At 71.2% G+C, this 17,807-nt stretch carries 16 protein-coding genes and 1 tRNA gene; 11 read left to right on the top strand and 6 right to left on the bottom strand.

Going from position 1 to position 17,807, the window contains the following annotated elements; genetic code table 11:
• Positions 1-97 precede the first annotated feature (97 nt).
• Positions 98-1,126: a LacI family DNA-binding transcriptional regulator gene (locus ACTMVF_RS15690; protein ID WP_441271628.1), complete on the top strand. Its 1,029-nt coding sequence runs from the start codon at positions 98-100 to the stop codon at positions 1,124-1,126.
• A gap of 75 nt (positions 1,127-1,201) precedes the next feature.
• The gene (locus tag ACTMVF_RS15685; RefSeq protein ID WP_441271627.1) at positions 1,202-1,819 is read left to right on the top strand and encodes a TMEM175 family protein; all 618 of its coding nucleotides are present in this window, start codon (positions 1,202-1,204) and stop codon (positions 1,817-1,819) included.
• A 9-nt stretch (positions 1,820-1,828) separates the two neighbouring features.
• Here the strand turns inward: ACTMVF_RS15685 and ACTMVF_RS15680 are convergent, their stop codons facing one another.
• On the bottom strand, positions 1,829-2,986 hold the full coding sequence (locus ACTMVF_RS15680) for a Gfo/Idh/MocA family protein (RefSeq protein ID WP_441271626.1): 1,158 nt from the start codon (positions 2,984-2,986) through the stop codon (positions 1,829-1,831).
• A gap of 111 nt (positions 2,987-3,097) precedes the next feature.
• Between ACTMVF_RS15680 and ACTMVF_RS15675 the strand changes: the two genes are divergently transcribed.
• The 6 genes from ACTMVF_RS15675 (at position 3,098) to ACTMVF_RS15650 (ending at position 8,455) form a co-directional block, all read left to right on the top strand.
• On the top strand, positions 3,098-4,102 hold the full coding sequence (locus ACTMVF_RS15675; RefSeq protein ID WP_441271625.1) for a LacI family DNA-binding transcriptional regulator: 1,005 nt from the start codon (positions 3,098-3,100) through the stop codon (positions 4,100-4,102).
• Between the two features lie 103 nt (positions 4,103-4,205).
• Entirely contained in the window at positions 4,206-4,856 is a 651-nt protein-coding gene (locus ACTMVF_RS15670; protein ID WP_441271624.1) for a GntR family transcriptional regulator, read from the top strand.
• Positions 4,857-4,933: 77 nt separating this feature from the next.
• A complete protein-coding gene (locus ACTMVF_RS15665) occupies positions 4,934-5,695 on the top strand; it encodes a PIG-L deacetylase family protein (RefSeq protein ID WP_441271771.1) in 762 nt (253 codons plus the stop codon).
• Positions 5,692-6,402, top strand: a complete 711-nt coding sequence (locus tag ACTMVF_RS15660; RefSeq protein WP_441271623.1) for a 4-carboxy-4-hydroxy-2-oxoadipate aldolase/oxaloacetate decarboxylase — start codon at positions 5,692-5,694, stop codon at positions 6,400-6,402. Before ACTMVF_RS15665 ends, ACTMVF_RS15660 begins: the two co-directional genes overlap by 4 nt.
• Positions 6,399-7,508, top strand: a complete 1,110-nt coding sequence (locus tag ACTMVF_RS15655; protein WP_441271622.1) for a 4-oxalomesaconate tautomerase — start codon at positions 6,399-6,401, stop codon at positions 7,506-7,508. Before ACTMVF_RS15660 ends, ACTMVF_RS15655 begins: the two co-directional genes overlap by 4 nt.
• A complete protein-coding gene (locus ACTMVF_RS15650; RefSeq protein ID WP_441271621.1) occupies positions 7,505-8,455 on the top strand; it encodes a catechol 2,3-dioxygenase in 951 nt (316 codons plus the stop codon). The genes ACTMVF_RS15655 and ACTMVF_RS15650 overlap by 4 nt, the downstream gene beginning before the upstream one ends.
• A 14-nt stretch (positions 8,456-8,469) precedes the next feature.
• On the opposite strand, the gene ACTMVF_RS15645 is transcribed toward ACTMVF_RS15650, so the two are convergent.
• Together ACTMVF_RS15645 and ACTMVF_RS15640 are read right to left on the bottom strand one after the other, a co-directional pair.
• Positions 8,470-8,727: a hypothetical protein gene (locus tag ACTMVF_RS15645; RefSeq protein ID WP_441271620.1), complete on the bottom strand. Its 258-nt coding sequence runs from the start codon at positions 8,725-8,727 to the stop codon at positions 8,470-8,472.
• Positions 8,728-9,361: 634 nt separating this feature from the next.
• Positions 9,362-10,303, bottom strand: a complete 942-nt coding sequence (locus ACTMVF_RS15640) for an alpha/beta hydrolase (RefSeq protein WP_441271619.1) — start codon at positions 10,301-10,303, stop codon at positions 9,362-9,364.
• 201 nt (positions 10,304-10,504) lie between these two features.
• Here ACTMVF_RS15640 and ACTMVF_RS15635 point away from each other — a divergent pair.
• A tRNA-Pro gene (locus ACTMVF_RS15635) sits at positions 10,505-10,578 on the top strand.
• A gap of 56 nt (positions 10,579-10,634) precedes the next feature.
• Here the strand turns inward: ACTMVF_RS15635 and ACTMVF_RS15630 are convergent.
• A complete protein-coding gene (locus ACTMVF_RS15630) occupies positions 10,635-12,299 on the bottom strand; it encodes an ATP-binding cassette domain-containing protein (RefSeq protein ID WP_441271618.1) in 1,665 nt (554 codons plus the stop codon).
• Positions 12,300-12,325: 26 nt separating this feature from the next.
• Positions 12,326-13,516 carry a DUF1611 domain-containing protein gene (locus ACTMVF_RS15625; RefSeq protein WP_441271617.1) on the bottom strand — a complete coding sequence of 397 codons (1,191 nt, stop codon included), beginning with the start codon at positions 13,514-13,516 and terminating at the stop codon, positions 12,326-12,328.
• A gap of 492 nt (positions 13,517-14,008) precedes the next feature.
• Between ACTMVF_RS15625 and ACTMVF_RS15620 the strand changes: the two genes are divergently transcribed.
• Positions 14,009-14,797 carry an FHA domain-containing protein gene (locus tag ACTMVF_RS15620; protein WP_441271616.1) on the top strand — a complete coding sequence of 263 codons (789 nt, stop codon included), beginning with the start codon at positions 14,009-14,011 and terminating at the stop codon, positions 14,795-14,797.
• 9 nt (positions 14,798-14,806) lie between these two features.
• On the opposite strand, the gene ACTMVF_RS15615 is transcribed toward ACTMVF_RS15620, so the two are convergent.
• Positions 14,807-16,783: a serine/threonine-protein kinase gene (locus ACTMVF_RS15615; RefSeq protein WP_441271615.1), complete on the bottom strand. Its 1,977-nt coding sequence runs from the start codon at positions 16,781-16,783 to the stop codon at positions 14,807-14,809.
• A gap of 227 nt (positions 16,784-17,010) precedes the next feature.
• On the opposite strand from ACTMVF_RS15615, the gene ACTMVF_RS15610 reads away from it, so the two are divergent.
• Entirely contained in the window at positions 17,011-17,793 is a 783-nt protein-coding gene (locus ACTMVF_RS15610) for a polysaccharide lyase family 7 protein (RefSeq protein WP_441271614.1), read from the top strand.
• Positions 17,794-17,807 lie beyond the last annotated feature (14 nt).

Below are 17,807 nucleotides of genomic sequence, written 5' to 3'. Positions count from 1 at the left end.
CGGTGACAGGGGCGACTCAGCGCTGTCATTCTTGTCATGACAATCCCCTCGAACAACCAGCAGCAGCCCATCAAAAACCCCTCAAGGAGCCGTTCGTATGGGCCACCCCTTCCCGATCCGGGAGATCGCACGTCAGGCGGGTCTGAGCGAGGCCACGGTCGACCGGGTCCTGAACGGCCGGGGAGGCGTGCGCGAGAGCACCGCGCGCGAGGTCCAGCAGGCGATAGCCGACCTGGACCGGCAGCGCACCCAGGTCCGGCTGCTGGGCCGCACCTTCATGATCGACATGGTGGTGCAGGCGCCCGAGCGGTTCACCACCGCCGTACGCGCCGCCCTGGAGGCGGAGCTGCCGGCCCTGCATCCGGCCGTCGTGCGCTCACGTTTCCACTTCCGCGAGACGGGGCCGGTGCCGGAACTGAGCCGGACGCTGGACCGCATCGCCCGGCGCGGCACGCAGGGCGTGATCCTCAAGGCTCCGGACGTCCCCGAGGTCACCGCCGCGGTCACCCGGCTCGTGGAGGCGGGCATCCCGGTGGTGACCCTGGTGACCGACCTGCCCTCCACGGCCCGCCTCGCCTATGTCGGCATCGACAACCGGGCCGCCGGCGCCACCGCCGCGTACCTGATGGGGCAGTGGCTGGGGGAGCGGCCCGGCAATGTGCTGACCAGCCTCAGCAGCGGCTTCTTCCGCAACGAGGAGGAGCGCGAGATGGGCTTCCGCAGCGCCATGCGCGCCCGTCATCCCGACCGCACGCTGGTCGAGATCGCCGAGGGGCAGGGCCTGGACGCCACCCAGTACGACCTGGTCAGGGCCGCGCTGGAACGCGATCCGGACATCCGTGCCGTCTACTCGATCGGCGGCGGCAACATCGCCACCCTGCGGGCCTTCGAGGACCTGGGCCGCGAGTGCGCGGTGTTCGTCGCGCACGACCTCGACCACGACAACACCCGCCTGCTGCGCGAACACCGCCTGTCCGCCGTGCTCCACCACGATCTGCGCCAGGACATGCGCGAGGCCTGCCACATCGTGATGCGAGCCCACGGCGCGCTGCCGCCGGCGGGGCCCACGCTGCCATCGGCGATCCAGGTGGTGACGCCGTACAACATGCCCACACCCATCCGATGACGGGCGGGGCCGTCGGGGCCGTCGCCCTGGCGTGTATCCCCGTTCGCCGGGTCCCGGCTCCGTACCGTCGTGCGCATGTGGAAATCGAACCCGGACGGCGGGCCCGAGCGGTTGACGGCGCTCGCCGACAGCGTGTTCGCCATCGCGATCACCCTGCTCGTCCTCGATCTCTACGTGCCGAGGGGACTGGACTCGCGGGAGTTCCGCGAGGCTCTGCGCGAGCTGCTCCCGGACCTCGGCGCCTACGCGCTGAGCGTGGCGGTGCTGGGCAGCTTCTGGCGTGACCACCGCAGGATCTTCCGTTCCGTCCGGGAGATCGACGGACAGGTCATGGCGCTGTCCCTGCTCGGGCTGGGCCTCGCGGCCCTGCTGCCCTTCCCCACCAGGCTGGTCGCCGAGTACGGCAAGGAAGCCGCCTCGGTCGCGATCTACGCCGCGGCGGTCGCGGCCCTCGGCGCCGCCCACCTCGCCCTGGTCGCCGTCCTCGCCGGGCGCCCATGGCTGCGTGGCGACTTCACGCCCGCGGGAGGCTTCCGGCTCTACGCCCTCGACCTGGCCGCGACGGTGGTCGTCTTCCTGCTCACCCTCCCGCTGACCCTGGTGGCCGGGGCCGGCGCCGCGTGGTGGTGGCTCGTCCTGATCCCGGTCAAGGTCGCCGTCGGCCGGCGTACCCGCCCACGCGCCGACCGCTGACCGTCCCGGCTACGCGTCCACATCCACCCACGCGCCGCTCCGCGCCGACCGCACCATCGCGTCCAGTACGGCGGCACTGCGCACGGCGTCCGACAAGGTGGCCCCGTGCGGTGTGCCCTCGGCGGCCGAGCGCAGGAAGCGGTACGCCTCGATGACCTTGAGGTCGTCGTAGCCCATGGCGTTCGCCGCGCCCGGCTGGAAGGCGCCGAACTCGCCGTCGCCCGGGCCGACGTACACCGTGCTGACCGGCTGGTCCTGGTAGGTCGTGCCGCGGCTGACGCCCAGCTCGTTCATCCTGCGGAAGTCCCAGAAGACCGCGCCCTTGGTGCCGTGCACCTCGAAGCCGTAGTTGTTCTGCTCGCCGACCGAGACCCGGCAGGCCTCCAGGACGCCGCGCGCGCCGGAGGCGAAGCGCAGCAGGCAGTTGACGTAGTCCTCGTTCTCGACGGGGCCGAGCTCGCCGCCGGTGGCGCGGGTGTGGCCGGCCGTGGCGCCGGTGGGACGGGCCCGCTCGGGGATGAACACGGCCGTGTCGGCGGTCAGCGACGCGATGTCGCCGAGCAGGTACCGGGCCAGGTCCGCGCCGTGCGAGGCGAGGTCGCCCAGCACGCCGCTGCCGCCGCGTTCCTTCTCGTAGCGCCAGGTCAGGGCGCCCTCGGGGTGAGCCGCGTAGTCGCTGAAGAGACGGACGCGAACGTGGGTGACGGTGCCGATCCCGCCGGCGGCGATCAGGTCGCGGGCGGCCTCGACGGCGGGCGCGTTGCGGTAGTTGAAGCCGACCGCGCCCTGGACGCCGGCCTTGGCGACGGCGTCGGCGACCGCCCGGGCATCCGCGAGCGTCAGGCCAACCGGCTTCTCGATCCAGATGTGCTTGCCGGCCTCGGCCATCGCCACGCCGATCTCGCGGTGCAGAAAGTTGGGGGCGGTGATGCTGACGGCCCGCACGCGCGGGTCGGCCGCCACCTCGCGCCAGTCACGGGTCGTCGAGGCGAACCCGAACTGCGCGGCGGCCTCCTCGGCCCGGCCCGGCACCTCCTCGGCCACCGTCACCAGCCGCGGACGCAGGGCCAGCTGCGGATAGTGGTGCGGGACGCGGGTGTACGCCTGGGTGTGCACCCGGCCCATCCAGCCGAACCCGATGACGGCGACACCGAGCGAATCCACCATGACAGCCCCTCTTTGGACCGGTCCATTTTCTGTCCAGGCCACCTTGGGTGCCGATTCCCCAAGGTGTCAACCCTTTGACAAGCCGTAGCGGGCCATGGAACGGTCCATGCCATGAGACCGCCGACGATCCGTGACGTGGCCGACCGGGCCGGTGTCTCCAAGTCGCTGGTCTCGCTGGTGCTGCGCGGCTCCGACCAGGTACGGCCGGAGAAACGGGACGCCGTCCTGCGCGCCGTGCGCGAACTCGGCTACCGCCCCAACGCCGCCGCGCGCAGCCTCAGCGAGCAGCGCACCCGCACGGTCGGCGTCCTCCTGAACGACCTGCGCAACCCGTGGTTCGTGGACATGCTGGACGGGCTCAATTCCCTGCTCCACGACAACGGCCTGCACATGCTGCTCGCCGACGCCCGCCTCAACCGCCGCACCGGCCAGGATCCCGCCGGTCCTTTCCTCGATCTGCGGGTGGACGGCCTGGTCGTGGTCGGTACGCTCCCCGACCCGGCCGCGCTGGAAGCGGTGGCCGCGCGGATGCCGGTCGTGGTGGCCGGTGCGCGTGAGCCGGTGCCGTCCGGCGTCGACGTCGTGGCGAACGACGACGAGCAGGGTGCCCGCCTGGTCGCCGAGCACCTCATCGGCCTCGGCCACCGCCGTATCGCGCACATCGCGGGGTACGGCGCGGTGGGCGAGCTGCGGCGACGGAGCTTCGAGGCGACGATGCGCGAGCACGGCCTCGCGGACCAGGTGGTCGTCGAGGCCGGTGACATGACCGAGGAGGGCGGCTACCGCACCACCGTCCGCCTGCTCAGCCGCCCCGAGCGACCCACGGCCGTCTTCGCCGTCAACGACATCGCCGCCATCGGCGCGCTCTCCGCGGCCGAGGAACTGGGGCTGCGCGTGCCGCGCGACCTGTCCGTCGTCGGCTACGACAACACGAGCATCGCCCGCCTGCGCCACGTCTGGCTCACCACGGTCGACAACACCAGCCATGAGGTCGGCCGCCGCGCGGCCCGCTGCCTCCTGGAGCGCTTCGAGGGCGCCGAGGGGCAGGGCCGGGTCCAACTCGCCACCCCGTCCCTGGAGATCCGGGGCTCTACGGCGCCCCCGCTCACAGGCTGACCGTCCCCTCCCAGCGCCGCCTGCGCTCAATACCGCATACAAAATTGTTGACAATTATGTTGGCTAGATTTACGTTCGACAGGCACTCAGTCAGGGAGGGCACATGCCGAAAGAAGCCCGTCCGAGTACTGGGGAGCAGGCCAAGCAGCACGCGCTCGCGCAGCTGCGGCAGGCGATCCTGCACGGCGAGATGGCACCGGCGCAGCGGCTGGTGGAGAACGAGCTCGCCGAGCAGTTCGGTGTGACACGGGCCAGCATCCGCGCGGCACTCATCGATCTGGAGGCTCAGGGCCTGGTTGAGCGGATCCGCAACCGGGGTTCGCGGGTGCGGGTGGTGAGCGTCGAGGAAGCGGTCGCCATCACCGAGTGCCGCATGGTCCTGGAAGGGCTGTGCGCGGCGAAGGCGGCCGTCGCGGCCAGCGACGAGCAGCTGAGTCGGCTGGCGGACCTGGGCACGGCGATGACCAAGGCCGTGGCCGACGGCGAGCCGATGACGTACTCCGAGCTCAACCAGGAACTGCACGCCGGGATCCTGGAGTTCTCCGGCCAGCGGACGGCCGTGGAACTGCTGGAGCGACTCAACGCCCAACTGGTGCGCCACCGCTTCCTGTTGGCGCTGCGGCCGGGACGTCCGCAGCACTCCCTGAACGAGCATCTGGCGATGATCGAGGCGATCAGGGCCAGGGACCCCCAGGCGGCCGAGGCGGCCGTCCGCGCCCACCTCACCAGCGTGATCGAGGCGCTGCGCGACTGATCACGGCGGTGTGGGGCGGGCGCACACCTGTCACTCGAGGAGAACCAGCAATGACGCATGCCGATGCGCCCTCCCCCATGCTCGAACAACCTCGCGCCGGGGGTCCCCCGCCGCCACTACGCTCGACCCTCGTCATCACCGCGCACGCCGGGGACTTCGTGTGGCGGGCCGGCGGAGCCATCGCCCTGGCCGCCTCCCGGGGCGAGAAGGTGACCATCGCCTGTCTGACCTTCGGTGAGCGCGGCGAGTCCGCCAAGGCCTGGCGCGAGGGCAAGAAGCTGGAGGAGATCAAGGCGATACGCCGCGACGAGGCCGAGCGTGCCGCCGCCACCCTCGGCGCCGAGGTCCGCTTCTTCGACGCCGGCGACTACCCCCTGATCGCCACGGCCGAGCTGACCGACCAGCTCGTCTCGGTCTACCGCGAGACCCAGCCCGACGTCGTCCTCACCCACCCCACCGAGGACCCGTACAACGGCGACCATCCGGCCGCCAACCGCATGGCCCTGGAAGCCCGCATCCTCGCCCAGGCCATCGGCTACCCGGGCGACGGCGACATCATCGGCGCGCCGCCCGTCTTCTACTTCGAGCCGCACCAGCCCGAGATGAGCGGCTTCAAGCCCGAGGTCCTGCTCGACATCACCGAGGTGTGGGAGACCAAGCGCAAGGCCATGGAGTGCCTCGGAGCCCAGCAGCACCTGTGGGACTACTACACCGACCTCGCCGTGCGCCGCGGCGTCCAGCTCAAGCGCAACGCCGGACCCAACCTGGGCCTGGCCCACAAGACCATGGCCGAGGCGTACATGCGCCCCTACCCGCAGATCGCGAAGGAGCTGGCATGAGCGGCGTGATCGTCACCAACCCACCGAAGGCGGAGCTGAAGGACGTCGACGCGCTGGCCGGCTTCGGCGTGGCGACGGTGAGCGAGGCCATGGGGCGGACGGGTCTGCTGGGCCCGGAGATCCGGCCCGTCCAGCAGGGCGTACGAGTCGCCGGCACCGCCGTCACCGTGATCGGCTGGCCCGGCGACAACCTCATGATCCACGCCGCCGTGGAGCAGTGCGGCGAGGGCGACATCCTCGTCGTCACCACCACCTCCCCGTGCACGGACGGCCTGTTCGGCGAGCTGTTCGCGACCGCCCTGAAGCAGCGCGGCGTGCGCGGTGTCGTCATGAACACCGGCATCCGCGACACCCAGGAGCTGCGTGAGATGGGCTTCGCCGCCTGGTCCCGGGCGGTCAGCGCCCAGGGCACCGTCAAGGCCACCGGCGGCTCGGTGAACGTGCCGGTCGCCATCGACGGCCAGGTCATCCGCCCCGGCGACGTGATCCTCGCCGACGACGACGGAGTGGTCGTCGTACCCCGCGAGCGCGCCCGGGAGACGGTCGAGAAGTCCGAGGCCCGCGAGGCCAAGGAAGCCGCGACGCGTGCCGCCTTCCTCGACGGCCAACTCGGCCTCGACCGCTATGGGTTGCGGGAGACGCTCGTACGGCTCGGTGTGACGTACAAGTCCTACGACGAGTACGTTCGCGAGGAGGCGCGGCCGTGACCGGGCCCCTGGAGGTCCGCTGCATGCTCATGCGGGGCGGCACCTCCAAGGGCGCCTACTTCCTCGCCGAGGACCTCCCCGCCGAACCCGCCCTGCGGGACGAGCTGTTGCTGCGCGTCATGGGCAGCCCGGACGATCGCCAGATCGACGGTCTGGGCGGCGCCCACCCGCTCACCAGCAAGGTCGCGGTGGTCTCACCCTCGGCGGATCCGGGCGCCGACGTCGACTACCTCTTCCTCCAAGTGGCCGTCGACCGGCCAGAGGTGAGTGACCGTCAGAACTGCGGAAACATCCTCGCGGGCATAGGGCCGTTCGCCGTGGAGCGCGGCCTGGTCCCGGCGGGGGAGGAGCGCACCTCGGTACGCATCCGCATGGTCAACACCGGCGCCTTCGCCACCGCGACCTTCCCGACACCGGGCGGGCGTGTCGACTACACGGGCGATGCCGAGATCTCGGGCGTGCCCGGCTCGGCCGCCCCAGTGGTGATCGATTTCCCGCCCGGCACCGGCCGGTTGCTGCCCACCGGCAACGTCCGCGATGTGATCGAAGGCATCCCGGTGACCTGCGTGGACAACGGCATGCCGACCGTCCTGATCCAGGCCACCGCGCTCGACGTCACCGGCTACGAGGCGCCGGGGGACCTGGAGGAGAACCTCGCACTCGCCGAGCGGCTTCGTGAACTCCGGCTGGCGGCAGGGAAGTTGATGGGACTCGGCGACGTCTCGGACACCACCGTCCCCAAGCTCACACTCCTCGCCCCGCCCCGGGACGGCGGCGCGATCACCACCCGCACCTTCATCCCGGTCCGCTGCCATACGTCGATCGGCGTACTCGGCGCCGCCGGCGTCGCCGCGGGTCTGCGCGTCGAAGGCGGCGTCGCCGCCGACCTCGCGGAGTTGCCCGCCGACGGCGACCGCGTCCGCATCGAACACCCCACGGGATTCCTGGACATCGAGAGCAGTCTCGGCACCGACTCCGCAGGCCTTCCCACCGCCCGCCGCACCGCCGTCGTCCGTACGGCTCGCAAGATCTTCGACGGCACCGTCTTCCCCCGGCCCGCCGAGACGGCCCCACTCCCCGCACACATCCCCGGAGACCCCCGATGACCCCGCCGCTCGGCGACATCGCCCACCTGGGCCATGCCCAGCTGTTCACCCCGGACCTGGACGCCAGCGTCGCCTTCTTCACCGACTACCTGGGGCTCACGGTCAACGGCCAGGACGGCGCCACGGTCTACCTACGGACCTTCGACGACTACGAGCACCACAGCCTGGTCCTCACCGCCCGCGAACAGCCGGGCCTCGGCCGCCTCGCCTTGCGCACCTCCAGCGAGGACGCGCTCCACCGCCGTATCCAGGCGATCGAGGCGGCGGGCGGCTCCGGCAAGTGGGTCGAGGACGAGCCCGGCCTCGGCAAGCTCTACCTCACCACCGACCCCGACGGACACGAGCACGCCCTGTACTGGGAGAGCGAGTACTACCAGGCACCGGACGAGCTGAAGCCCGCGCTGAAGAACCAGCCGCAGGCCAAGCCCAACAGGGGCGTCGGCGTACGACGGCTCGACCACGTCAACTTCCTCGCCGCCGACGTGCTCGCCAACGCCGAGTTCCAGGAACAGGTGCTGGGTGCCCGGCCCACCGAGCAGATCCAGCTGAACTCCGGGAAGATCGCGGCCCGTTGGCTGACCTTCACCGACAAGTCGTACGACGTCGTCTACACCTCGGACTGGACCGGCTCCGCCGGCCGGCTGCACCACATCGCCTTCGCGACCGACACCCGCGAGGACATCCTGCGCGCCGCCGACCTGGCCATCGACAGCGGCGTGTTCATCGAGACGGGCCCGCACAAGCACGCCATCCAGCAGACGTTCTTCCTGTACGTCTACGAGCCCGGCGGCAACCGCATCGAGCTGTGCAACCCGCTCACGCGACTGGTGCTGGCCCCGGACTGGCCGCTGATCACCTGGACGGAGGCCGAGCGGGCCAAGGGACAGGCGTGGGGTCTGAAGACGATCGAGTCGTTCCACACGCACGGGACGCCGCCGGTCGCCTGAGCCGGCCCCGTAATTTACGCGACGGTCTCGATCCGCTCCCGCCCCGAGAACCGCGCCACCGCCGTCGGCTGGACCTCCGGCATGGGCCGCTTCGGCGCCGTCTTCGGGCCGTGGCTGGGCGGGCAGTTGCTCGCCGCGAACAAGGGCGACTGGGGCTTACCGCGTTCGCCCTCGCCGGACTGTCGTCCATGGTCTTCATCGGCGTCGCCGCACTGCGCGGATCGAAGCGGGCGGCTCCTGCCGACGGCGATCAGGAACTCATAGGCGTGCACTGATTGGCGTCCGTCATATGTACCGATGAGCCGAACTGGGATATACGACTGTCTCGCGTATTGTTGCGTCATATGCCCGCTGTGACGCAGGGCGGCCTTCGGTGCGCCGGTGGCGAATGAGTGGAACTGTTAAGGGGGAACGGGGACGTGACGGGACTTCTCGCAGTGGTGGCCGTGGTCGGGTACATGGCCACCGCCGGCCTGCCTTGGTGGGTGGTGGTGGCCGTGGCCCTGCTGATGGCGGGCTTCGCCGCGGGGAGGTCCGGAAGCCCGGGCCGGGGCGCCAGGAGTACTGCGGCGTCCGGGAGTTGGGACGGGGACGCCAGGGACGCTGCGTCGCCCGGGAGTTGGGACAAAGGCGCCAGTAACACCGCAGCGCCCGGGCGTTGGGACAGGGGCGCCAGGAACGCTGCGTCGCCCGGGAGTTGGGGCCGGGACGCCCGGAGCATGGCGGTGCCCGGGAGTCCGGGCGAGGGTGCCAAGGCCACTGCGACCCCCGGCCCCGTGGGTGAGCCCGTCCTGACCTCGGCCGACGCGCGGTCGGCCGCCGCGCCGGTCGCGGTGAACGTGGGTGCCGCGTGCCCGGAGGAGTGACCGGGCCGCGCGGCCGTCGACGGCAGGGCGACCCGAGCTCTCAGGCGGTGCGGCTTCCGGTGGCCGCCCGCACATGCCGGGCGATCATCGCGTAGACCTCCCGCGCCTTCTGGTCGTCACTCCCGTCGTAACCGTGATCGGCCCCGGCCACGTCGTGATGCGCGACCAGCGCACCCGCCCCCCGCAGCCGCTCGGCATAGCGCTCGCCCTCGGCCCGGAGCAGGTCGTACTCGGCGGTGATCAGCAGGGCCGGGGCGATGCCCGTCAGGTCCGCGGTGTCCGACGGATGCGCCGGGGACACGAGCCGATCGCCACGCAGCCGCACGTCCGGCACGTACGAGGTGTCGAAGACGTCACCCATCCAGGGCCGCAGCATCGGCTTGGCGATGGCGGCGCGCTTGTCCCTGGGGCCGGTCGCCAGGTCGAGCGGGGGATAGTGCAGCACCTGGAGCGCGATCGAGGGCCCGCCCTCTTCAAGAGCCTGCCGTGCCACGGCCGCCGCGAGCCCGCCGCCGGCGCTCTGCCCGCCCACGGTGAGCCGGTCACCGTCCCAGCCCTCCTCCGCCCCGTGCTCAGCGACCCACCGGACGACGTCGTACGCCTGCCGGGGTGGTGCCGGAAACGGATGCTGCGGTGCGACGACGTAATCCACGTTGATCACGACCGCCCCCGCCTCGGCGGCGAGGGTGCGGCACAGCGGGTCGTCCAGCTCGGTCAGCGTCATCACATAGCCGCCGCCGTGGAAGTTGACGTGCACCGGGGGAGCGGGTTCGGCGTTCGCGGGCAGGTACACGGTGGCCCGGGCGGGGGCGATCGACGTGGGAATCGTCAACTCTCGTACCTTGCGCGGATATTCGGGGAATCGCGCGTGCGAGGCGGCGGCGGAACCCCGGCCACCGGAACGGCGGTCAGCCATCACGGTGACACGTTGCATCGCCTTGGCGACGAGGGCGGCCACCGCGGGCCGGGCCAGGAGGGACATAGGGCTCCGATCGTTCGCGGCCCGTGGGCCGGCCCGGTGGGGGACGGTTCGGGACGGACGGCCCGCCGCTGGGTGATTCGATTGAGTTCATCAATTATAGGTGGCAACAATTATGGGTCAAGGGGTCGGACCGATGGGGGCAGCGTGCGTATGGGGTAGGGTTGACCTGCGTGATCACGCGGTTCGCCGCGCGACATACGCCGGGACGTGGCGCAGCTTGGTAGCGCACTTGACTGGGGGTCAAGGGGTCGCAGGTTCAAATCCTGTCGTCCCGACTTTTCGAAGTCGCAGGTCAGAGGCCGTTTCGGAGCAATCCGAAGCGGCCCTTCGGTCATTCTGGGAGACCGCTGGTCTCCCGCACCCGCTCATGGATCGTCAGCCTGCCGTCGTCGATGCGCCAGAGCACATCCGCGCGTGCGGCGAACTTGGGCTCGTCGGTGACGTAGATGACGGTGCCCGGATAACGCTCGAGCAGACGTTCCATCAGGTCGGAACCGAGCGCTTCCTCCGACCGGACATCGTCCAGCAGCAGAACCCGGGGTCCGCTGCGCAGCGCTCGTACCATCGCCACCTGGTAGCGCACGGCCATCGAAAGACCGTGGCCGTTTTCGCCCACCCGGGTGCGCAGACCGTCGGGCAGCAGGTCGGCCAAAGCCTTGATGTGTTCCTCGCCCGCCGCCTCGGCCGCGTCCGGCGGTTCGCCGTACCGCAGGTTCGTGTCGACGCTGCCGCGAAGCAAGGGCAGTTCCGGGCTTGCCAGCCTGATCACCCGGCGTACCGATTCGGGGTCGTGCCGGGCGAGGTCCTGGCCGTCGAGCAGCACCGCGCCGGCGTCCGGCTCCTGCAGTCGCGCGATGAGGCGCAGCAGCAGCGACTTTCCCGAGCTCGGAGGCCCCTGCAGCACGATCCGCTGCCCGGGCCACGCGACGGCCGACGCGTCCAGGACACCGTCCACGCGCAGCCCCTGGAGTTCCAGCTGCCCGGGCCCATGCGCGAGCGGCTCGGCTCCCCGCACTTTGGCCAGCGGCGCCGGTGCCGCGAGGACCTCGGCGATGCGCCGCCGGGCCACGCGCGACTGCTGCCAGTACTCCTGCACACGGACCAGCGACGACAGGGGAGCGCCAAGGAAGTTCGCCACCGTCAGCAGCGAGGCGAGAGCCTCCCAGGTGGTGCCCGCCACCAGCCCCACCGTCACCACGATCAGCAGGATCCCGATGCCGCACGCCTCGGCCGTCGCCGACATCGCTCCGGTGAGACGGGCTTGGCGCACCATGGCGCGACCGTACTCACGGCTGCGCCGCCGCATGACCCGGCGCTCCTGCTCGACCCGTCCGAGGGACTGCATGACGGCGGTGTGCGTGACGCGTTCGTTGACGAAGGCGGCGAGTTTGCCGTTGTGCCGTCTGGTCTCGCGTACGCGTTCGCGCAGCCGCCGCCCGAACAACGCGAGGGCGGCCGCGGCCAGGAGGATCAGCGCCGCCGAGAGCGCGCCGATGCCCGGCGCGATGACGGCCAGTACGACCAGGGCGCACGTCACGAACACCCCGTCCACCAGGATCGGTGCCACACCCTTGCTGATCCACAGCCGCAGGGCTGAGGCGTCACCGGTGAAGCGGAGCACGGTGACGCCGACCGTGCGCCGGAACGGCCCCCCCGCCTCGCTTCCGGCGACATGGTCGAAGAGCCGCATTCTGACGCTGTGTACGTAACTCTGCGCCAGCCGTTCCGCGAGCGGTTCGCCCGCCGCCTTCAGCAGCACGGTCGCGCAGGCCGACGTGGCGAGCCCGACGGCCAGCGTGGTGGGCGCGTAGCCGGCGACGTGCGTGTAGATGGCGCTGCGGTCGTGGCCGGACCCGACCTCCCGGCCGTGCGTGATGCGGTAGGCCGCACCATGCACCAGGAGGGCGAAGCCGACCACGCAGACCGCCTGGCCGAAACCCGCGAGCACCAACAGCAGCATCAACCGGCGCCGCACACCGCCGAGCGTCTGCGGCATCCGGACGCGACGCCGTCCCGCCGCGGTCACGCCACTGTTTCGGCCGTCAGGGGACCGCTGTACTCCGTCAGCCGACTGCGCTCCTGCGGGAGTCCGCCATGGTCCGCCAGTCGACTGCCGTCGTCCGACAGCCCGCTGCCGTCTCCCGCGACGACCCTGCCCGCGACGGCGCCCGCCAGCATCTGGTCGGCGAGAGACGGGTTGGACAGGGCCGCCGCCGTGTACGCGGGGATGTCCACACTGCCCACCGCTTCGGCCGTGGCCAGCGGAGAGGACGTCAGCACGCCGCTCAGAGCGAGGACGGGAAGTCCCTCGTCCCGCAGCAGCCGTACCCCCGCCACCGCGCTGATCGCGTCACCGGCCGCGAACACGATGCCGTCCACTCCGGTGCGGAATTCAGGCGTCTGGATGAGTGCCGCCGTCTCCCGTTGCAGCAGCCCGTCCGCGACCTCCAGCACGATGGCGTCCGCCTGGTGACTCGTCAGATCCGTGATCGCGCCGCGCAGGATACGGATCACCTGCGGCATCGGCAGCTGGTAGGTGGTGGGGAAACCCAGGTCGGTGAAGTCGATGACCCGCGACGCGCCCGCGTCGGCCATCAGCGTCGGATCCCCTGGAGCGCCGGTGCCGGTCACCTTTGCCGCGCCGACCCGGCGGCCGGCCAGGCTGAGCCCGCGGATGAGGGCGGCCGCCACGGTCGTCTTGCCCGAGTTCATCGATGTGCCGAGTACGGCGATGGTGCGCGGGCGAGGAGCGAGGACGGGCACCACGGGCCGGGCCAGACGGGCCAGGTTGATGAGCTCGCCGTGCTCGTCGGTCACCAGGCCCAAAGGCTCCACTTGGGTGGGGGATTTCATTCTGGAGTGGGAGGACACGACCCGTCCCGCTATCCCGCCTCCGGCGACCAGGTCACAGGGTCCGAGGTCGCCGGGCACCTCCGCCTCGAATTGATCCGGGGCGTAGCGGGCGCCATAGGCGACTACGACCGTGTCGCCGACGAACAGCCGATTCCGCTTTCCGTGTACTTGCCCGAGGAACCTGTGCTGGCCGATTTCGGTCACCCGGCACAGCACCAGATCGCCCGCCCGTGGAGGCCCATCCGCCACGCTCAGCCCCAGTGTTCTGGTGCTGCCGTAGCCCAGCTCGACAAGGCGGCGAGCGGTATAGGAAACCTTCGCCACCTCATTGCCGGGGGAATTGAACCGCACGCTCTGCATGGATTTCTCCTTACCCCTTCGTCCCGCGGAGCACCAGCATCCGCCGCGCTCGCAGAGTGCGCACTCCGACCACCGTCATCTGCGCAATCCGAACTCCTTATGGCCGAGTCCGAGGAGACGGTGAGCCTGCGGATGACGGCCCGATGGAGTGATTTTCGGGGGTCGGGCGGTAAGCGCGGCCGAATGCGGGGGCGTTGGCGCCGGGGCACGAGGAGGTGCCGGAGGCGGCACAGCTGCGCAAGGCCACGGCCGACCCGGTGCTGTACGTCCTCACACCCGAGGGGGCAGTGCGAGCCGTCGGCTCCGGGTGCGGCGTGGCCCGGGAGGGCTGCGGGAAACCTCCGGGGGAGCGTTGAAGTCGGCGTACTGATTCCGTGAAGCCCGCACCTCGTACGGGAGGGGTCCCGCGACAGGGTCCGACACTGGTGAGTACGTCGGGCGCCTGCAGAGAAGCTGTCGAACCGAGAAGCCCACGAACCGAGGAGACCAGCGATGCCCCTCTCCGCCAGCCTCGCGCGTGGTGTCGCGCCCGCCGCACCAGGGACCCTGCATGCCCGTACGGTCACGGGTGAGCTCAGCGCACCGCCCCGCCCGGGCTTCACGGTCCGCTTCGGGCGCGGTGAGAAGCCGGACGTGGACCTGGGCGTCGGCGTGGACGACCTGCGGGTGAGCCGGCGGCACGGCGAGTTGACGTACCGTCAGGGCTTGTGGTGGCTGCGCAACACCGGGCAGCAGCTGGTCCGGCTGCCCCGCGGCCGGATGATGCACCTGAGCACCGAGGCGATCCCGCTCGCCACCGGTTACACCCCGCTGTTCGTGAAGGGCTCCGGCTACCGTGAGCACCTGGTCGAGCTGTACGTCGCGGGCCACGACGACCAGGGGCCGGTGTCTCGGCGGCGCGCCGACACGGTCCGGCCGGAGACCTGGGCGCTCGACGACGACGAGCGGCTGCTGCTCGTCGTCCTCGGCCAGCGGTACCTGTTGTACGAGGAGGAACCGCGCCCTCTGACGTATGCCACGGCCGCCAAGCAGCTCAGCTACCTCCGCCCGGAGGACAAGTGGACCGAGCGCAGGATCGAGCACCGGATCGAGGTCGTACGCCACCGCCTGCACCGCACCGGATTCCGGTACCCGCTGCTGCACGACAAGTCGCAGGGCCGCCCCGGCGACAACAGCCTGCTGCACAACCTGATCAAGGGGTTGGTGGAGTCGACGACGCTCGTACCGCCGGATCTGGACCTGATGGAGGACGACGCCACCTGGCCCGACTCCGCGCTCTGACGTTCGGTGTCACCGTGCGCGGAGTTCGGCGGCGGCGGAGGCGGCGAGGTCCTCGGCCATCGGGCAGAGCCTGTCCGTGGGCCGTTGCCCGCTGACGTCCAGACGCACCATCTCGGCGGCGGTCTCGGCGTCCTGGCCGCTGTACCTGCGGTACTCGACGAACGCCGTACAGGTGTCGTCGTCCGGCTCGATGATGGTGCGGTATCCGCTGAGCGTGACGCTGCTCGCGCCGTCCGCGGCGGACTTGGGCTGGTCGCGGTGGAAGGCCACGGTGACCTCCAGGTCGTCGACGTCGCTCGACCACTCGCAGCTCCAGTTCGCGATGCCGACGTCCGGCACGTCGACCTTGAGGCCGGGAACGACGGACAGCGCCTTGGCGTCGAGCAGCTCGCAGGCGTTCGCCCAGGCCAGTGAAGCGCGCGGGTAGGCGGGTGAACGGCGGGGCAGCGGGCCCCGGTTGAGGACCTCGGCGGCGCTCGCGGCGGCCTTGTCGGCGACCGTGCACAGGGTCGCGTTGCCGCCGTGCACGGAGCCCTTGCCCATGTTGACGCGGACCCCGACCAGGGAACCGTCGCTGTCACCGTCGGACGTCAGCAGCAGCTTGCACTCGTCGCTCTCGGCCTGCTCCTCCCGGACGCCGATCCTCCCGATGGTGCGGGAGGGTTTCGACCCCTCGGGCGGTGAGCCTCGCAGGAGCCGGACCGACACATCGATCCGGGTCTGGTCGTCGATGCTCACGAGCACGTCGCAGCGGTCGAAGTTCCCGTAGTCCACGTCCACTTCGACGTCCCCGTCCCCGTTGCCGAACTGGTCGAGTGCGGCGGGGTCGGTCAGCTTGCACACGTCGGCCGTGTGCGGATCGCCGATCAGGGCCCGCGGCTCGCCGTCCGAGCCGTCCTCCTGCGCTCGGCTCCGACCGGGCTCGGCGCCGGTCTTCCCGTCCTCCCGGTCGGGGAGGGCGACGAGTCCCAGGGCCAGTAAGGCGCTGATGCCGAGGGCGGCCGCGATCAGTGGCAGACGCCGGCGTCGGCGCCGGGTGACGGTGGTGGCGGTGTCGCCGGCGGTTTCCGGGTCGGTCTCGGCGACTTCCGTCAGCAGCCGCCTGACCTCGGTGGCGTCGGGGCGTTGCCGCGGATCGCGGTGCAGCATGGCGGTGAGCACGGGGTACAGCGGTCCCACGGCGGCGGCGTCCAGCTCGACGACGCCCTGCTCGGCCTTCCAGTACCGCAGCCGCTCGGCTTCCTCCCCGCCGTCCCCCGCCCCGGCGGGGGCGGCGTCGTCCTCGGGTGCGCCACCGCGCGGCGGCACACCGGTGACCAGGGCGTGGAGGGTGGCGGCCAGGCAGAAGACGTCCGAGGCCGGCCGCGGGACGTTGCCCCGGGCCAGTTCGGGGGCGGCGTAGTCCGGGGTGAAGCTGAACGGGCCGTTGACGGTGATGGTCTCTGCGCCGCCGACCCGGTAGGCGGCACCGAAGTCAAGTAACTTCGCGCTCCCGCGCCGGGTGAGGCCGATGTTGGCGGGCTTGACGTCACAGTGGACGATGCCCGCGTCGTGCAGGGCCGCCAGCGCGTCGGCGAGCTCGGCACCGATGCGCGCCGCCCGCGCGGGAGAGACCGTCGGCTGCCGGTCCAGGCCGCCGCCGGGCACGTACTCCATGACGAACCAGTACGTCTGAGCCCCGGCCCCGGCGGACCCAGCCTCAGCCTCATCCCCGTGCCCGCCCCCGCTCCCGCTTTCGTCCCGCGGCACGGTCACGACGTCGAACAGCGTCACCACGTGGGGATGGTCGCGGAACTTGGCCATGGCACGCGGTTCGCCCAGCAGCCGCCGCACCGCGGTCTCGCCGTCGCCCTCCGTCCGCTCCGGTTTCAGTGCGACGTCCTGGCCCACCACCCGGTCGTGGGCCAGCCACACGTCACCGCCCCGCCCCGCGCCGATGACCTCCTTGAGGACATAGCGGTCGGCGAACTCGTCCCCGGAACGCACGGATCTTCCCCCTTGGTCGAGTACCGAACGCGCACACGGCCCAGGGGCGTGCGCATGGATCGAACCTACTGCGTACGGCGGGCCGTACGCAGTGTCTACCCAGAGCCTTCATCAGTCGCACGCATGCGTAGAGGCGGCGGGATCGCGGACGGCGGGAGGGGTCCCGTCAGCGGCGTCTACCGTACGCGTCGGCCCGAACCGTACGCCCCGACAGAGAGGAACCCTCCATGCCCCGCACCCGGACCCTCGTCCTGGCCGGCATCACCGCGGCTGTCTCGACCGCCACGCTCACGCTGTCCGCCCACGCCGGCACCCCGAGTCCGCACGGGCAGGCCGCCGCTCGGTGCGCGTACCCCGCAGACGTCCTCGACCTGACGGACTGGAAGCTGACACTGCCCACCGGCGAGGACGAGGACCCCACCGAGATCACCCAACCCGAGCTGGCGACCTTCTCCGCCGACCCCTGGTTCCGGGCCGACGCCGGCTGCGACGCGGTCGTCTTCCGGGCCGCCGTCGACGGAGTGACGACGGGAGGTTCCAACTACCCGCGCGCCGAGCTGCGGGAGATGACCGACGGCGGCGAGGACGAAGCCGCCTGGTCCACCACGGACGGCACCCACACCCTCGTGGTCCGGGAGGCGTTCACGGCACTGCCCGCCGAACGGCCGTGGCTGGTCGGCGCGCAGGTCCACGGCGGGGACGACGACGTCACCGTCTTCCGCCTCGAAGGCAGCAGCCTCTACATCACCGACGGCGACGACCGGCACGCCCATCTCGTCACCGACGACTACGAACTCGGCACCGAGTTCGAGGCCAAGTTCGTGGCCCGGGACGGGGAGATCGACGCGTACTACAACGGCCGGCTGGAGACCACGATCTCCCACGACGGCGACACCAACTACTTCAAGGCGGGCGCCTACACCCAGGCCAACTGCGACAACTCCGACCCGTGCGCCGACGACAACTACGGCGAGGTCCGTATCTCCCGCATCAAGGTCACCCACTCCTGACGGGCTGACAACCC

Origin of the sequence: Streptomyces sp. SD31, assembly GCF_052068475.1 — a bacterium.
GTDB lineage: Bacteria > Actinomycetota > Actinomycetes > Streptomycetales > Streptomycetaceae > Streptomyces.
This window is presented reverse-complemented; position numbering and strand designations above follow the sequence as displayed.

What these genes read in the sequence shown, in the direction of transcription:
- ACTMVF_RS15690 (WP_441271628.1), top strand. Translation starts at nt 98, where the DNA reads ATGGGCCACCCCTTCCCGATCCGGGAGATCGCACGTCAGGCGGGTCTG.
- ACTMVF_RS15685 (WP_441271627.1), top strand. Translation starts at nt 1,202, where the DNA reads ATGTGGAAATCGAACCCGGACGGCGGGCCCGAGCGGTTGACGGCGCTC.
- ACTMVF_RS15680 (WP_441271626.1), bottom strand. Translation starts at nt 2,986, where the DNA reads ATGGTGGATTCGCTCGGTGTCGCCGTCATCGGGTTCGGCTGGATGGGC.
- ACTMVF_RS15675 (WP_441271625.1), top strand. Translation starts at nt 3,098, where the DNA reads ATGAGACCGCCGACGATCCGTGACGTGGCCGACCGGGCCGGTGTCTCC.
- ACTMVF_RS15670 (WP_441271624.1), top strand. Translation starts at nt 4,206, where the DNA reads ATGCCGAAAGAAGCCCGTCCGAGTACTGGGGAGCAGGCCAAGCAGCAC.
- ACTMVF_RS15665 (WP_441271771.1), top strand. Translation starts at nt 4,934, where the DNA reads ATGCTCGAACAACCTCGCGCCGGGGGTCCCCCGCCGCCACTACGCTCG.
- ACTMVF_RS15660 (WP_441271623.1), top strand. Translation starts at nt 5,692, where the DNA reads ATGAGCGGCGTGATCGTCACCAACCCACCGAAGGCGGAGCTGAAGGAC.
- ACTMVF_RS15650 (WP_441271621.1), top strand. Translation starts at nt 7,505, where the DNA reads ATGACCCCGCCGCTCGGCGACATCGCCCACCTGGGCCATGCCCAGCTG.
- ACTMVF_RS15640 (WP_441271619.1), bottom strand. Translation starts at nt 10,303, where the DNA reads ATGTCCCTCCTGGCCCGGCCCGCGGTGGCCGCCCTCGTCGCCAAGGCG.
- ACTMVF_RS15630 (WP_441271618.1), bottom strand. Translation starts at nt 12,299, where the DNA reads ATGCCGCAGACGCTCGGCGGTGTGCGGCGCCGGTTGATGCTGCTGTTG.
- ACTMVF_RS15625 (WP_441271617.1), bottom strand. Translation starts at nt 13,516, where the DNA reads ATGCAGAGCGTGCGGTTCAATTCCCCCGGCAATGAGGTGGCGAAGGTT.
- ACTMVF_RS15620 (WP_441271616.1), top strand. Translation starts at nt 14,009, where the DNA reads ATGCCCCTCTCCGCCAGCCTCGCGCGTGGTGTCGCGCCCGCCGCACCA.
- ACTMVF_RS15610 (WP_441271614.1), top strand. Translation starts at nt 17,011, where the DNA reads ATGCCCCGCACCCGGACCCTCGTCCTGGCCGGCATCACCGCGGCTGTC.